Origin of the sequence: Tistlia consotensis USBA 355, assembly GCF_900177295.1 — a bacterium.
In the GTDB taxonomy this organism is placed as follows: domain Bacteria; phylum Pseudomonadota; class Alphaproteobacteria; order Kiloniellales; family DSM-21159; genus Tistlia; species Tistlia consotensis.
In genome coordinates, this window is sequence record NZ_FWZX01000049.1 from 1 (window position 1) to 13,093 (window position 13,093).

Annotated in this window: 16 protein-coding genes and 1 pseudogene; 5 read left to right on the forward strand and 12 right to left on the reverse strand. The window is 72.8% G+C overall.

Going from position 1 to position 13,093, the window contains the following annotated elements:
- Window positions 1-555: 555 nt before the first annotated feature.
- The 10 genes from B9O00_RS30790 to B9O00_RS30835 form a co-directional block, all read right to left on the reverse strand.
- Window positions 556-1,410: a TauD/TfdA dioxygenase family protein gene (locus B9O00_RS30790; RefSeq protein ID WP_085127082.1), complete on the reverse strand. Its 855-nt coding sequence runs from the start codon at window positions 1,408-1,410 to the stop codon at window positions 556-558.
- Between the two features lies 1 nt (window position 1,411).
- Window positions 1,412-1,864, reverse strand: a complete 453-nt coding sequence (locus B9O00_RS30795; protein ID WP_085127084.1) for an NUDIX domain-containing protein — start codon at window positions 1,862-1,864, stop codon at window positions 1,412-1,414.
- Window positions 1,865-1,936: 72 nt separating this feature from the next.
- On the reverse strand, window positions 1,937-2,212 hold the full coding sequence (locus B9O00_RS30800) for an acylphosphatase (RefSeq protein ID WP_200808721.1): 276 nt from the start codon (window positions 2,210-2,212) through the stop codon (window positions 1,937-1,939).
- Window positions 2,213-2,225: 13 nt separating this feature from the next.
- Window positions 2,226-2,984 carry an SDR family NAD(P)-dependent oxidoreductase gene (locus B9O00_RS30805; protein WP_085127088.1) on the reverse strand — a complete coding sequence of 253 codons (759 nt, stop codon included), beginning with the start codon at window positions 2,982-2,984 and terminating at the stop codon, window positions 2,226-2,228.
- A gap of 111 nt (window positions 2,985-3,095) precedes the next feature.
- Window positions 3,096-3,506, reverse strand: coding sequence for a hypothetical protein (locus B9O00_RS30810; protein ID WP_085127090.1), 411 nt, complete (start codon window positions 3,504-3,506; stop codon window positions 3,096-3,098).
- A 20-nt stretch (window positions 3,507-3,526) separates the two neighbouring features.
- Window positions 3,527-5,134 (reverse strand): CYTH and CHAD domain-containing protein, encoded by a 1,608-nt coding sequence (locus B9O00_RS30815; RefSeq protein WP_085127092.1) that lies wholly within the window; start codon window positions 5,132-5,134, stop codon window positions 3,527-3,529.
- A 147-nt stretch (window positions 5,135-5,281) separates the two neighbouring features.
- Complete coding sequence (locus tag B9O00_RS30820) at window positions 5,282-6,061, reverse strand: SDR family oxidoreductase (protein WP_085127094.1); 780 nt, start codon at window positions 6,059-6,061, stop codon at window positions 5,282-5,284.
- Window positions 6,062-6,084: 23 nt separating this feature from the next.
- Window positions 6,085-6,789, reverse strand: a complete 705-nt coding sequence (locus B9O00_RS30825) for an HdaA/DnaA family protein (RefSeq protein ID WP_085127096.1) — start codon at window positions 6,787-6,789, stop codon at window positions 6,085-6,087.
- Window positions 6,786-7,931 carry an AI-2E family transporter gene (locus B9O00_RS30830; RefSeq protein ID WP_085127098.1) on the reverse strand — a complete coding sequence of 382 codons (1,146 nt, stop codon included), beginning with the start codon at window positions 7,929-7,931 and terminating at the stop codon, window positions 6,786-6,788. Before B9O00_RS30830 ends, B9O00_RS30825 begins: the two co-directional genes overlap by 4 nt.
- A gap of 88 nt (window positions 7,932-8,019) precedes the next feature.
- Window positions 8,020-9,384, reverse strand: a complete 1,365-nt coding sequence (locus B9O00_RS30835) for a DUF2066 domain-containing protein (protein ID WP_085127100.1) — start codon at window positions 9,382-9,384, stop codon at window positions 8,020-8,022.
- A 173-nt stretch (window positions 9,385-9,557) separates the two neighbouring features.
- Between B9O00_RS30835 and purM the strand changes: the two genes are divergently transcribed.
- The 4 genes and pseudogenes from purM to B9O00_RS30850 all read left to right on the forward strand — a co-directional run bounded on the left by purM (window position 9,558) and on the right by B9O00_RS30850 (window position 11,768).
- Entirely contained in the window at window positions 9,558-10,646 is a 1,089-nt protein-coding gene (gene purM / locus B9O00_RS30840; RefSeq protein WP_089229860.1) for a phosphoribosylformylglycinamidine cyclo-ligase, read from the forward strand.
- Window positions 10,643-11,299 carry a phosphoribosylglycinamide formyltransferase gene (gene purN / locus B9O00_RS30845; RefSeq protein WP_085127104.1) on the forward strand — a complete coding sequence of 219 codons (657 nt, stop codon included), beginning with the start codon at window positions 10,643-10,645 and terminating at the stop codon, window positions 11,297-11,299. The genes purM and purN overlap by 4 nt, the downstream gene beginning before the upstream one ends.
- Window positions 11,300-11,385: 86 nt before the next feature.
- Window positions 11,386-11,451: pseudogene (locus tag B9O00_RS34085) on the forward strand (hypothetical protein); the annotation flags it as partial.
- Between the two features lie 8 nt (window positions 11,452-11,459).
- The gene (locus tag B9O00_RS30850; RefSeq protein WP_268810797.1) at window positions 11,460-11,768 is read left to right on the forward strand and encodes an endonuclease domain-containing protein; all 309 of its coding nucleotides are present in this window, start codon (window positions 11,460-11,462) and stop codon (window positions 11,766-11,768) included.
- A 53-nt stretch (window positions 11,769-11,821) separates the two neighbouring features.
- Here the strand turns inward: B9O00_RS30850 and arfB are convergent, their stop codons facing one another.
- Complete coding sequence (arfB, locus tag B9O00_RS30855) at window positions 11,822-12,241, reverse strand: alternative ribosome rescue aminoacyl-tRNA hydrolase ArfB (protein ID WP_085127106.1); 420 nt, start codon at window positions 12,239-12,241, stop codon at window positions 11,822-11,824.
- Window positions 12,242-12,366: 125 nt separating this feature from the next.
- On the opposite strand from arfB, the gene B9O00_RS32875 reads away from it, so the two are divergent.
- The gene (locus B9O00_RS32875; RefSeq protein WP_143596423.1) at window positions 12,367-12,492 is read left to right on the forward strand and encodes an aa3-type cytochrome c oxidase subunit IV; all 126 of its coding nucleotides are present in this window, start codon (window positions 12,367-12,369) and stop codon (window positions 12,490-12,492) included.
- Between the two features lie 100 nt (window positions 12,493-12,592).
- Here the strand turns inward: B9O00_RS32875 and ndk are convergent, their stop codons facing one another.
- Window positions 12,593-13,015, reverse strand: a complete 423-nt coding sequence (gene ndk / locus B9O00_RS30860) for a nucleoside-diphosphate kinase (RefSeq protein WP_085127108.1) — start codon at window positions 13,013-13,015, stop codon at window positions 12,593-12,595.
- Window positions 13,016-13,093 lie beyond the last annotated feature (78 nt).

Genomic DNA, 13,093 nt, shown 5'->3' on the forward strand with positions numbered 1-13,093 from the left:
CATCCGGCAGCAGGCTCTCCGCCACGATCCGCGCCTTATCCGCCTCCGTGCGTTGTCGGCGCCCCGTCGGACCCGAGAGAACCTCCAGCCGGCCCGCATAGCCTTCCTTTGAGACGCCCAAAGGGCCGCCCATTTTGCCGTCTCGTTCCACGCAGACACCTCCGTCCAAAGCGGAGGGGTCTTCGCACGATCAGGTCAGGCTGGCCAGGAGGGGGTTAAGTGAGCGCTTACCGTCGGCAGGCTGCCGATCGGGCAGGCTGCATCGGACGGGAAGGCTGCGAGCTGGACAGGGCCGCAGGTCCCGCATCGGACGGGCGCCGCAGACCGCGCTTCGGTGGAATCGACAGGCGCCGCCGACGCCCGGCGGACGTCCGGCCGGGGCCCATCGTCGGGGCCCATCGTCGGGGCAGGCAGGCGGTCCGGTCAGGCGGGGCGGCCGGAGCGCCGCCGCCGCTTCGGCGTCGCCCTTCGGCGAGCCCGGGACGACGCGAGCCAGCCGGCTATTGCAGGGGCTTCATCCCGACCCTGTCGCCGGACGAAGCCGTCGAGGGCGGCCTACGCCGGAATCGGCACCTCGCCCTCGAAGGTCGTGCGCCAGAGCAGGCGGCGGTGGCCGTCGTAGTCGTTGACGGCGAAGTGCAGGGTCGCGCGGTTGTCCCAGATCGTCAGGTCACCGGGCCGCCAGCGGTGTCGGCAGCAGAACTCCGGCCGGGTCATGTGGGCGTAGAGCCGGGCCAGGATCGGCGCGCTCTCTTGCTCGGTCATTCCGTCGAGGCGGGTCGTGTAGGTCGGGTTGACGAACAGCGCCGCCCTGCCGCTGACCGGATGGCGGCGCACCGCCGGGTGGGCCCGCTCGCGGTCGGCCTCGGGATCGCCCCGGGTGATCCTGATCGAGCGGCTGAGCGCGCCGCTCGGCGCGCGGCTGACGCCGTAGGGCGCGCCGGTCTGGATCGCCCGGCGGTCCGTCAGGATCTCCTTGAGGTCCTCGGGCAGGGTCGCCCAGGCCGTGACCTGGTCGGCCCAGAGCGTGTCGCCGCCGACCGGCGGCAGCTCGACGGCCTGCAGCAGCGAGCCGCCGGGCGGCCGCTCCAGGAACGAGAAGTCGGAGTGCCAGTCGCCGCCGAAGGTCGCGATCTTCGCCTCGTCGGCCTCCTTCAGCACGGCGACGACGTCCGGGTCCTCCGGGGAGGGCGCGATGTAGGGCACGCGGGTCAGCGGCCCGAAGACCGCGGTCGCGCGCTTGAGCGCGGCCATCGAAAGGTTCTGCCCGGGCAGGAACAGCACCAGCCGCTCGGCCAGCGTCTGCCGCAGGTCCTCGGCCAGGGCCTCCGAGATCGGCTGCCCGAGGTCGAGACCGGTCAGCCGCGCGCCCAGGCGCGGCGTCACCGGCTCGAGCGCGAAGGCCGCCATCTCAGGCCGCCCGCAGCTTTTCGAGCAGCCGCTCGACGACCAGGCCGAGGATCCACTCGTGGCTGCTCTCGGCCATGCGGCCGTAGGCCTCGGCCGGCGAGCCCCAGAACGGCCGGTGCCCAGCCTCGCTCGGCGGATGGCCGCTGTCCTCCAGGGCGACCTGGTAGAAGGTCGCGTACTTGTGGAAGAACTTGCCCTCGACCGGCTTGGTCAGCCACTGGCGCACGCAGACCAGCGGCCGCGCCTCGACGAGCCGGTAGCCGGTCTCCTCGAGCAGCTCGCGGGCCAGGGCCTGTTCGCCGGTCTCGCCCGGCTCGATGCCTCCGCCGGGGATCTCCCAGCCGTCCCTGGTCTCGACCAGCAGCAGGCCGCTGCCCGGCTTGAAGGCGATGGCGTAGGAGCCGGGGCGCTTGACGTAGTCGCGGCCGGGCTCCGGGGCGTCGAAGTCGATCATGGCTGCGAAGGTAGGCGCGCCGCCGGCCGCGGAAAAGAGACGGCTGCGAAGGGCAGCCTCCCGCCCCGCTCCTCAGGCGGTCGGCCGCTGCTCGAATCCGGCCGGCGCGGCCTCGTCGGTCTCGGCGGTCTCGACCGCGACGACCCGGGCATGCAGGGGGCCGTCGTGGCAGAGCCGAAGCATCTCCTCGACCGCCGCCGCGGCGCCGGCGAAGAGCGCCTCGACCGTGCCGTCCCGGCGGTTGCGCACCCAGCCGTCGAGGCCGAGGCGCTGCGCCTCCTGGACCGTCCAGGCACGGAACCAGACGCCCTGGACCCGGCCGTGGACGCGGGCCAGGACCTGCCGCACCGCCGCCACCGCGCTACAGCCCGACCCGCTTCAGCAGCTCCTCGTCGCGGATCGAGAGCTCCTGGCCGGCCAGGTCGTCGGCGGCCTTGCCGCACAGCCAGGCGACGACCGCCGCCGGCCGCTCGACCTTGGCCAGGCTCTCGCGCGGCAGCTTGCTGATCTGGTTGATGCCGCTGGCGCGGATCTGCACCTGCATCTCGGTGTCGACCGTGCCCGGGCCGAAGCCGAAGACGCGGATGCCCTGCCGGCCGTACTCCAGGTGCAGCGAGCCGGTCAGCATGGCGAGCCCGGCCTTGCCGGCGCAGTAGGCGCTCCAGCCTTCGAGCGGCCGGTGCGCGGCGCCCGAGGAGATGTTGACGATCGTGCCGCCGCCGCGCTCGACCATCGCGGGGATCACCGCCCGCGCCGCCAGGAAGGCGCCGCCCAGGTTGATCCGCACGTTGTCGAGCCAGGCCTCGGCGTCGCACTCGGCGAGCAGGCCGATCGGCTGGATCACGCCGGCATTGTTGACCAGGATGTCGACCGGGCCGAAGGCGGCGCGGGTGCCGGCGAGCATCGCCTCGACGGCGGCCGGGCGGCTGACGTCGCAGGCCAGCGCCTCGGCCTTGCCGCCGGCATCTCGGATCCCGGCCGCCACGTCCTCGCAGGCGCCGAGGCTGCGCGCCGTCACCACGACGCGCGCGCCCTTCGCCGCCAGCGCCTCGGCGATCGCCGCGCCGATGCCGCGCCCGCCGCCCGTGACCACCGCGACCTTGCCGTCCAACTCGCTCATGAAAGACTCCCTACACTGGCTCCGGCGCCAGCCCGCTCCCCCACCCCGCCACCCAACGACAGTATCCTGGAATGGGTGGCGGGGTGGGGGAGCGGGCTGGTGCCGTCTTCACTAACCGTCCTCCCCTGGATACATCGCCAGGAAGACGAGTGAAACCGCCCGGCGCGCCGCCTTCTCCCAGTCGGGCCGGCGGGTCCACTGGTCCTCGAGCGTCAGCACCGGTTCGCGGCGGTTCTCGTGCAGCAGCGCGTTGCGCAGGCCGCGCAGCCAGACCAGCTCTTCGGCGGGAACGGCGTCGTGGCGGCCGGTCGCCTCGGCCTGCGACTCGACGACGGCGCCGGCCAGGATCACGCAGGCGACCCAGGCGCCGGCGCAGAAACAGGCCTGCAGGTCGATGGTCAGCGCCGTCGCCTGCTCGGAGAAGCGGCTGCCGCCCTGGCGCGCCCGCTCCTGCTGCCGGGCCTCGAACCAGAGCCGCCGCTCGTCCCAGGTGACCGGGTCCGGTTGCTCGAGGTGCTCCATGGGGAAGAGGTGGGGAGCGCTCAGCGCCCCCAGAAGGGCCGTGCCTTGCGATAGTCGTCCCAGGCCGCGGCGAAATGGCCGAGGTCGGCCTCGATGCGCGCCGCCTGCCAGCCGATCACCAGGCCTGCGGCATAGGGCTCGAAGGCACGCTTGCGGTCCTGCGCGCCGGCTGCCTCCAGCTCGTCGATCAGGCGGTGCCCGACGACCGCGTCGTTGAGCGTGCCGAGCGTGTCCTGCAGGGCGACCAGCCTGACGAGGTGGCGCTTGACCGCCTTGCTGCCGTAGAGGCCGCGGAAGAACTCCACGGCGTAGCGCAGCTTCTTGGCGGCGATGCGCACCTCGTGCAGCTCGGCCTCGCTGCGCCCCTTGCGCTTGCGCGCGGTCCTGCGCAGGGCCTTGTCGCGGCGGCTCAGCAGCGCGTCGGCCAGCTCGGTGATCGGCCGCCCGGCCGGGTCCGGCTCGCCGAACTCGGGGCGCCGGTGCCAGCCGCCCTCCTGGAGCCAGAGCGCGAGGCGCAGCAGCAGGCGGCTGTAGCGCACGTCGGCGAGCGCCGCCTGGGCGTCCCGGTAGGCCTGCGCGCGTGCCGCCTCGACCGCCTTCTCCAGGCCGCCCAGGCTGGGCTCGTTGGGCAGGCGGCGGGCCAGCGGCTTCAGCGTGCCGATGCCGAACACGTCCCAGTCGCGCGCCGGGCCCAGGCTCTGCTGCAGCCAGCGAAGCTCCTCCTTCAGGAAGGCCGCGGCGTCGGGCGCCAGCACCGTCTTCATCAGCGAGACCAGGGCGCGCAGGCGGCGCAGCGCGACGCGCAGCTGGTGCACGCCCTCCGGATCGGCGCCGGCCAGCACCGCCGACTCGTTGCCGCGCATCTGCTCCAGGCAGGCGCCGGCCAGCAGGGCGAAGGCCTCGGAGACCGTCATGCCGGGCTGGAGCTCCGGCTTGCGGCCGCGGTTCGGCGTCGGCGCAAGCTGCTCGTAGAGGGCGTAGCCGCGCTCGGCCTTGCTGCGTGCCTCCAGGCGGAAGGGCAGCTGCTCGGACAGCAGCAGGGCGAGCTCGTAGAGCCGCGCCGGCGGCCCGGACTTGAGCTCCAGCTCGGCCTCGCTGACCGCCTCGCTGCGGCCGCCGGCATGGATCTCGCCGATATCCAGGGCCAGCTCGATCTCGGCGTCGGCGTGGCGCAGCAGCAGGGTGCGCCGGTCGATGTCGGTCGAGAAGACCGGCTCCAGCCGCTCGGCCAGGCGTTCGTCCCGGAAGAAGTCGCGCAGCGCCTCGTCCTCGATCAGCCCGATGTCCGGACCGTCGCTCTCGGTCACGGTCTCGTACTCGATCAGGTGCTGGACCGTGGCCGGGCTGGCCGCCGGCGCCCTGCCGCCGCCGAGGCCGCGCCCGGCGAGCAGGGCGGCATAGCTGGCAGGCGCGATCTTCAAGGTCTGCAGGCGCTGCTGGCCGACGTCGCGCAGGCGCAGGGCCATGCGCCGGTCGCGCAGCAGGAAGTCCTCGCTGTCGAAGTAGGTGCCGACCAGCCGCCGGCGCTTCGCCCGGCCCTGGGCGATCATCCGCACGAACGGATGCCGGCGCAGCTTCTCCAGCTGCGCCGGCGGCAGGCTCAGCTTCAGCTCGATCTCGTCAGCCATCGGACGCCGAGCGACCGCCGCGCACCCCGGTCATTGAGTCCCCTTGCCCCGCGAATACTGTCACGAAAGTGTCACAAAACTAGATGACCTGAAGGATCGGTCTAGTAAGTGGCCTTGTCAACCGAGGGCCCGCTCGCCGAGGCCCTGCTAGAGCGTACCCGGATAGCCGCCGCCGTCGAGCAGCAGGTTCTGGCCGGTGATGTAGCCGGCGTGAACACTGGCCAGGAAGGCGCAGGCGGCGCCGAACTCCTCGATCGTGCCAAAGCGCTTGGCCGGGTTCGACAGGCGCCGCTCGTCGAGCACCGCCTCGACGCTCTTGCCGGCCTTGGCGGCGGCGGCCTCGGCGGTGCCGCGCAGGCGGTCCGTGTCGAAGGGCCCGGGCAGCAGGTTGTTGATCGTGACGTTGTGCTCGACGGTCTTGCGCGCGATGCCGGCGACGAAGCCGGTCAGGCCGGCGCGCGCGCCGTTCGACAGGCCCAGGATGTCGATCGGCGCCTTCACCGCCGAGGAGGTGATGTTGACGATGCGGCCGAACCTGCGCCCGATCATGCCGTCGACCGTCGCCTTGATCAGCTCGATGGGGGTCAGCATGTTGGCGTCGAGCGCGGCGATCCAGTCGTCGCGGGTCCAGTTGCGGAAGTCGCCCGGCGGCGGGCCGCCGGCGTTGTTGACCAGGATGTCCGGCTCCGGGCAGGCAGCCAGCGCCCGGGCCCGCCCCTCGGCCGTCGTGATGTCGCAGGCGACCGCGGTCACCGGGACGCCGTAGGCCTCGCGCAGTTCCTGCGCCGTCGCCTCCAGGGTCCCGGCGGTGCGTGCGACGATGGTCAGCTCGGCGCCCTCGCCGGCCAGCGCCATGGCGCAGCCCTTGCCGAGACCCTTGCTGGCGGCGCAGACCAGCGCCTTGCGTCCGCGGATACCCATGTCCATCGGGCAGTCTCCCTGCTTGCTGTCTATCGTTCGCTTTCGCCGGCCTCGCCGAGCGCGTCCAGGACCGCCCGGGCGACCGGCTTGGTGACCCGCCGCCGCTCGGCCAGCGCGCGCCGGTCGATCGCCTCGACCAGACGCTGGGCGGCAGCATAGGTGCGCTCCATGCGGGCCACCAGATAGTCGACCGCCTCGGCGGCCGGGCGCAGCTGGCGATCGGAAAACAGCTTGATCAGCAGCCCCTTCATCAGGGCGTCGTCGGGCGGCCCGAGGCGCGCGACCGTGGCCGTCGCCAGACGCGAGGCGAGGTCGGCGAGGCCGACCGGCCAGCGCGCCGGCTCGGCCTCGGCGGCCAGCAGCAGCGTGCCGCGGCGCTCGGCCAGCAGGTTGTAGAGGTGCAGCAGCGCCTCCTCCGCGGCCGGCCGCCCGGCCACCGCGGCCGCGTCGTCGAGCAGTGCCGCACGGGCGGCGCCGAGACGCCCGGCCGGCCCCTCCGCCTCCAGCTCGGCGACCGAGAAGGAGGGGGCGCTGCTGACGCCGCGCCAGACCTCGGCGAGGTGGCTCTTGCCGCTGCCGGCCGGCCCGGCCAGGGCGAGCGCCGTCGCCGGCCAGTCCGGCCAGCGGTCGATCCAGGCGACGGCGGTCTCGTTGCAGGGCGCGACCAGGAAGTCGGCGCGGCCCAGGGCCGGCCGCTGCGGCAGGGTCAGGACGAGCTGGGCTGGCGCGGTCATGCTGGCGGGTCGCGGTCTTCCGCCCCGGGGCCGGTGGGGCCGCCCGGCTGTTCCGCCGGCTGTCCGACGGCCGGCGGCTCGTCGCCGGTGCCGGCGGTGTAGAGCGGGCTGGCCAGGTACTCCGACAGGCTGTAGCGCGCCAGCACGCCGATCACCGCCGAGACCGGGATCGCCAGCAGCACGCCGGTGAAGCCGAACAGCGTGCCGCCGGCGAGCAGCGCGAAGATCACCAGGACCGGATGCAGGCCGATGCGGTCGCCGACCAGCTTCGGGGTCAGGAAGTTGCCCTCGGCGGACTGGCCGACGACGAAGATCACGGCGACGGCCAGGATGCGCCAATGCTCGTCGAACTGCAGCAGCGCCAGCCCGATGCTGAGCAGCGAGCCGATCGCCACGCCGAGGAAGGGGATGAAGGACAGGAAGCCGGCGATCAGCCCGATGATCAGGCCGGAGCTGAGGCCCACCGCGGTCAGGCCGATCGCGTAGAAGGTGCCGAGGATCAGGCAGACCGAGGCGACGCCGCGCACGTAGCCGGACAGGATCGCGTCGGCCTCGCGCGCCAGGCGGCGGATCGTCGGCGCCTGGCGGCGCGGCAGCCAGCCGTCGATGCGCTCGACGAGGCGGTCCCAGTCGCGCAGCAGGAAGAAGGCGACGACCGGCGTCAGGAACAGCAGCGACAGGAAGTTGGCGATCGCCAGGCTGCCGGTCAGCACGCCGCCGACCAGGCCGCCGAGCACCGAGGTCAGCTTGCCCAGCTGCTCGGTGACGGCGCCGCGGATCTTCTCGAACAGCGCCGGGTCGGCCTGATGCTGGACCTTGGCGAGCAGCGTCTGCAGCCCCTCGCGGAGCAGGTCGACGAGCTGCGGCAGCTTGGCGACCAGGGTCCCGCCCTGGTCGACCAGCATCGGCACGAGCAGGCCGAGGAACAGCAGCAGCAGGACGACGAAGCCGGCGGTCACGGTGACCGTCGACCAGGTCCGCGACAGGCCGGCACGCTCCAGACGGTCGCAGATCGGGTCGAGGAAATAGGCGATCGCCATGCCGGCGACGAAGGGCAGCAGGATGTCGCGCAGCAGGTAGAGCAGCACGACGAAGACGACCAGGCCGATCGCCCAGGTGCGCAGCTGTCGTTCCGCCGTCATCGGCCCCTGCCCCTCAGATCACCCCGTGCGCGCGACCGGGCCTTTCGGCCGCCGGGCCGCGCCGCGCCCGCGCCTGTCCGACCGCCGGCTATTGCGTCACCGGCACGGTCACCGGCTTGCCGCTCGCGTCGGTCAGCGGCCGCACGGTCGAGCCCTGCGTCGAGTCCGACGGGGTCGCGGGCGCGGTCCCAGGCGCCGAACCGGGCGCTGTCTGGGGCACGGTGCCGGGCGCCGTCTGGCCGTCCGTGCCCGGCGCCGCCTGGGACGGCGGCAGGGTCTCGAGCTGGCCGTTGCCGCCGAGCGGCGCGCTGTCGATCTGCAGCGCGGCACGGGTCAGGCGCAGCTGCCAGCCGGGATTGCCGGGACTCGGCAGACCGACCTGCTCCAGCGCCAGGTCGACCTGCGACAGGGCACGCTGCAGCTGCATCGGATCGCCGTAGTAGACGAGGCCGATCTTGGCCGACGTCCGGGTCACGCTGAGCGTGTAGTAGCTGCGCACCGCGGCGACCTGGCCGAGCCGGCGCTGGATCTCGACCAGCTCGGCGAGGCTGTTGACCGGCACCAGGGTCTGCAGCTGCGCCTGCTGGTCGTAGTGCAGCTGGTTCTGGGCGAGCCAGTTGTCCTGCAGCCGCGCGCTGACCCCGGCGACGGCGCGCGCCAGCAGGGCCGTCAGGTCCTCGTTCGGCTGCTGGGTCAGGCTGTCGCTGGTCGTCTCCGCCGGCCCCTGGGCATTGGGGTAGCGCATCGTCGTGACCTGCAGGGCGGCGTTGCCGGCCGCCGGGTCGCCGCTCAGCGCCGCGCGGGTCACCAGCACGTCGCCGGCATTGTAGCGCTGCGCCATCGCCGACAGCGACTCGAGGTCGCCGGCCGCGGCCCGGCCGACGTCGACCGCCGTCAGATCCTCCAGGTCGCCGAGCGGCGCGGCCACCGGCACCAGGTCGTTCTGCGAGTCGTACTGCTGCCAGGCCGTCAGCCAGGGATTGTCCCCGGCCCACAGCACGGCCGAGCCCTCGGCGCCGTAGATCGGCAGGACCAGCGCCGGACGGCTCTGGGTCTCGGCGTAGGGGATGTTGTTGCTGCGCAGGAACTGGCGGATCTGGTCGGCGCGGAACTGCACCGTCAGGTCGGCGATGTAGCGGTTGCTCGAGGTCTGCTCGCCGGAAACCCGCAGGTTGCGGATGTAGTAGTTGCTGAGGTCGCTGGCCGAGAGCGGCGGGATCAGCGCGCGCGCCTCGGGCGCCACCAGCCGCTCCCAGAGCTTCTGCACGGCCTGGACCTGGCCTTCCGCCATGGCCTGGTCGCGGGCGGCGGTGACGCTGTCGCCGGTCGCGTCCAGGTGCACGCCGGTCACCGTGAAGATGTCGGCCCGCGCCGCGCCGGCCGGCAGTGCCAGCAGCGCAATCACGGCCAGGGCGACGAGAACGGGAAGCCTGGCAGGCAGCCTAAGGATCATTGCAACGCCTTTGCGAGTCGCTATGCTCCCGCGCGCAGCGGCGCAGGTCGGATGTTGCTCGGCCCAAGTGATACCGCAGGCACCGCCGGGGCACAAAGGTCAAGGCCGTGACGGCGCGTCGCCGGCAGGGGCCGTCGTGCTGTCGGCCTGGACCATCGACGAAGACGGAACGGATCGTGACACAGCGCAGACTCAACGCGCCCCGGACCTACAAGGACGCAGGCGTCGACATCGATGCCGGCAACGCCCTGGTCGAGGCGATCAAGCCGCTCGCCAAGGCGACGGCGCGCAGCGGCAGCCTGGGCGGGCTCGGCGGCTTCGGCGCCCTGTTCGACCCCAAGGCGGCCGGCTACCGGGACCCGCTGCTGGTCTCGACGACGGACGGCGTCGGCACCAAGCTGAAGGTCGCGATCGAGGCCGGCAGGCACGACACGGTCGGCATCGACCTGGTCGCGATGTGCGTCAACGACCTGGTCGTGCAGGGCGCCGAGCCGCTGTTCTTCCTCGACTACTTCGCGACCGGCCGGCTCGATCCGGCGCACGGCGCGGCCGTCGTCGGCGGCATCGCCGAGGGCTGCCGCCAGGCCGGCTGCGCCCTGGTCGGCGGCGAGACCGCCGAGATGCCCGGCATGTACGCCGGCGGCGACTACGACCTCGCCGGCTTCTCGGTCGGCGCGGTCGAGCGCGGCCGGCAGCTCGACGGCACGGCGGTCGCCGAGGGCGACGTCCTGCTCGGTCTCGAGTCCAGCGGGCTGCATTCGAACGGCTTCTCCCTGGTGCGGCGGGTCGTCGCCGACCTCGGGGTCAACTACGACGAGCCGGCTCCGTTCCAGCCTGAGGTGACGCTGGCCGAGGCGCTGCTGGTGCCGACCCGGATCTACGTCAGGCCGCTGCTCGCGGCGATCGCGGCCGGCGGCGTCCACGCCCTCGCCCACATCACCGGCGGCGGCCTGCCCGAGAACCTGCCGCGCGTGCTGCCCGGGGGCCTGGCCGCCGTGATCGATCCCGCGGCCTGGCGCCGCGCGCCGGTCTTCGACTGGCTGGCCGAGGCCGGCTGCGTGCCCGAGGCCGACCTCTACCGTACCTTCAATTGCGGCATCGGCATGGTCGCGGTGGTCGAGGCCGGGCGCGCCGAGGCCCTCGCCGCCCTGCTGCGCGAGGCCGGCGAGCGCGTCGTCACGATCGGCCGCATCGCGCCGCGCGGCTCGGGCGCCGCGGTGCGCTTCGAGCCGGGGTGCGTCGAGGCGGGAGCCGCCGGGTGAGCCGCACCCGCGTCGGCGTGATGATCTCGGGGCGCGGCAGCAACCTGCAGGCGCTGCTCGACGCCGCGGCCCGACCGGACTATCCGGCCGAGATCGCCCTGGTGCTGTCGAACGTCGCCGGCGTCCAGGGCCTGGCCCGCGCCAAGGCGGCCGGCGTGCCGACCGCCGTGGTGCCGCACCGCGACTTCGCCGACCGTGAGAGCTTCGAGCGGGAGGTGACCGCCCGCCTGGAGGCGGCCGGCTGCACGCTGGTCGCCCAGGCCGGCTTCATGCGCGTGGTGACGCCCTGGTTCGTCGCCCACTGGCGCGACCGGCTGATCAACATCCACCCCTCGCTGCTGCCGGCCTTCCCCGGCCTGCACACCCACGAGCGCGCGCTCCAGGCCGGGGTCCGGCTGCACGGCTGCACCGTGCACTTCGTGCGCGACGAGGTCGACCAGGGGCCGATCATCGGCCAGGCCGCCGTGCCGGTGCTGCCCGGCGACCACCCCGACGACCTCTCGGCCCGCGTGCTCACCGCCGAGCACCTGCTCTACCCGCGCTGCCTCACCCTGGTCGCCGCCGGCCGCACCCGCATCGAGGCCGAGCGCGTCATCCACGACGCCGGCGCGGCACCGGACGCCCGGCTGATCGTGCCGGGCGAAAGCGCTTAGAATAGAATCGTCGCCTCTCCCCTCAGGGGAGAGGTCGGATCGGCATCGCCGACCCGGGTGAGGGGGACGCCGCCGCGGAGCATCCCATGGTCAAGATCCCGCGCCAGACCGGTCGAGCCCGCGCGCTCCGCCGCAGTTCGACCGAAGCGGAGCGCCGCCTGTGGCAGCGCCTGCGCGCCGGCCAGCTCGGCGGCCACGGTTCCGCCGCCAGCATTCGATCGGGCCCTACATCGTCGACCTCGTCTGCCTGTCCGGCGGGCTGGTCGTCGAGGTCGACGGCGCTGATCACGCACGCGACATCGAGGCCGACGACGCTCGGACCCGCTTTCTCGCGTCGCACGGATTTCGCGTGATTCGTTTCTGGAATCATGAGGTGCTGCAGAACCCTGAAGGCGTGTGCACCGCCATTTTACAGGCGCTTCAGGAGGAAGGGCCGGAGCAGGCGTCCCCCTCACCCGGAACTTGCTGAGACCAGCAAGTTCCGGCCTCTCCCCTGAGGGGAGAGGCAATTTCTCCTACGTCCTACTCCTCCCGCGGCGCCTTGCGCAGGCGCTTGGTGGCGCCGCGCTTCGTCTTCGCGTCGGTGCGCTTCTGCTTCGCGGCCCGGCTCGGGCGGGTCGGGACGCGGAACCTGGGCGCGACGGCGGCCTCGCGGACCAGGGCGGCGAGGCGCTCGATCGCCTCCTGGCGGTTCTCGGCCTGGGTCCGGCGGCTGCGCGCGGTGATGACGATCTCGCCCTCCTTGGTCAGGCGATGCCCGGCCAGGCGGCGCAGGCGCGCCTTGACCGCCGCCGGCAGCGAGGGCGAGCGGCGCAGGTCGAAGCGCAGCTGCGCCGCGGTCGCGACCTTGTTGACGTTCTGGCCGCCCGGCCCGCCGGCGCGGATGAAGGTGATCTCCAGCTCCGCCTCGGGGATCGCCAGCCGCTCGTCGATCTCGATCATGTCCTGCCCTCCGGCCGCGCGATCGGGCCGCACGTTCGGGCCGCGTCGCCGCAGCCTCTTGTCGCCGTCCCGCGTTTTCCGTATCACAAGCACCGACAGGCACTAGAGACAACGGGGTCGTGGCCATGGCCAACAACGAGCAGCTCGACAGGGAGCACCAGCAGTTCTTCGAGACCGTCGTGCGCTCCGCCGCCTACGGCGCGGGCTTCATCGCGATCATCCTGGTGCTGATGCTGATCTTCCTGGTCTGACGGGCGAACCGGCCTGGGGCGTCGGCCCTCGGCAATGCGAAAAGGGGCGCCCCGCGGGGCGCCCCTTTCGTTCGTGGCGACCAGAGACCGGAGGCCGGTATCAGCCGACGATCTCGGCGTCGGTGAAGAAGAACTTGATCTCGGTGGCGGCGTTCTCGGGCGAGTCCGAGCCGTGCACCGAGTTGGCCTCGATCGACTCGGCGAAGTCCTTGCGGATCGTGCCGGCGTCGGCGTTGGCCGGGTTGGTCGCGCCCATGACCTCGCGGTTCTTGGCGACGGCGTCCTCGCCCTCCAGGACCTGCACGACCACCGGGCCGGAGATCATGAAGGTCACCAGGTCGTTGAAGAAGGGCCGCTCCTTGTGGACGGCGTAGAAGCCCTCGGCCTGCTCGCGGGTCATCTGGATGCGCTTCTGCGCGACGACGCGCAGGCCGGCGCCCTCCAGACGGTCGACGATCTTGCCGGTGATGTTGCGCCGGGTCGCATCCGGCTTGATGATCGAAAAGGTGCGCTGGACGGCCATTGCTGGGCTCCTCTCGCCTAGGCGTTGCTGTGCGTTTTCGTTGGGTGAGGCGCGCGCCTTATAGCCATGCCTTCGAGC

What these genes read in the sequence shown, in the direction of transcription:
- B9O00_RS30790 (WP_085127082.1), bottom strand. Translation starts at nt 1,410, where the DNA reads ATGGCGGCCTTCGCGCTCGAGCCGGTGACGCCGCGCCTGGGCGCGCGG.
- B9O00_RS30795 (WP_085127084.1), bottom strand. Translation starts at nt 1,864, where the DNA reads ATGATCGACTTCGACGCCCCGGAGCCCGGCCGCGACTACGTCAAGCGC.
- B9O00_RS30805 (WP_085127088.1), bottom strand. Translation starts at nt 2,984, where the DNA reads ATGAGCGAGTTGGACGGCAAGGTCGCGGTGGTCACGGGCGGCGGGCGC.
- B9O00_RS30810 (WP_085127090.1), bottom strand. Translation starts at nt 3,506, where the DNA reads ATGGAGCACCTCGAGCAACCGGACCCGGTCACCTGGGACGAGCGGCGG.
- B9O00_RS30815 (WP_085127092.1), bottom strand. Translation starts at nt 5,134, where the DNA reads ATGGCTGACGAGATCGAGCTGAAGCTGAGCCTGCCGCCGGCGCAGCTG.
- B9O00_RS30820 (WP_085127094.1), bottom strand. Translation starts at nt 6,061, where the DNA reads ATGGACATGGGTATCCGCGGACGCAAGGCGCTGGTCTGCGCCGCCAGC.
- B9O00_RS30825 (WP_085127096.1), bottom strand. Translation starts at nt 6,789, where the DNA reads ATGACCGCGCCAGCCCAGCTCGTCCTGACCCTGCCGCAGCGGCCGGCC.
- B9O00_RS30830 (WP_085127098.1), bottom strand. Translation starts at nt 7,931, where the DNA reads ATGACGGCGGAACGACAGCTGCGCACCTGGGCGATCGGCCTGGTCGTC.
- B9O00_RS30835 (WP_085127100.1), bottom strand. Translation starts at nt 9,384, where the DNA reads ATGATCCTTAGGCTGCCTGCCAGGCTTCCCGTTCTCGTCGCCCTGGCC.
- arfB (WP_085127106.1), bottom strand. Translation starts at nt 12,241, where the DNA reads ATGATCGAGATCGACGAGCGGCTGGCGATCCCCGAGGCGGAGCTGGAG.
- B9O00_RS32875 (WP_143596423.1), top strand. Translation starts at nt 12,367, where the DNA reads ATGGCCAACAACGAGCAGCTCGACAGGGAGCACCAGCAGTTCTTCGAG.
- ndk (WP_085127108.1), bottom strand. Translation starts at nt 13,015, where the DNA reads ATGGCCGTCCAGCGCACCTTTTCGATCATCAAGCCGGATGCGACCCGG.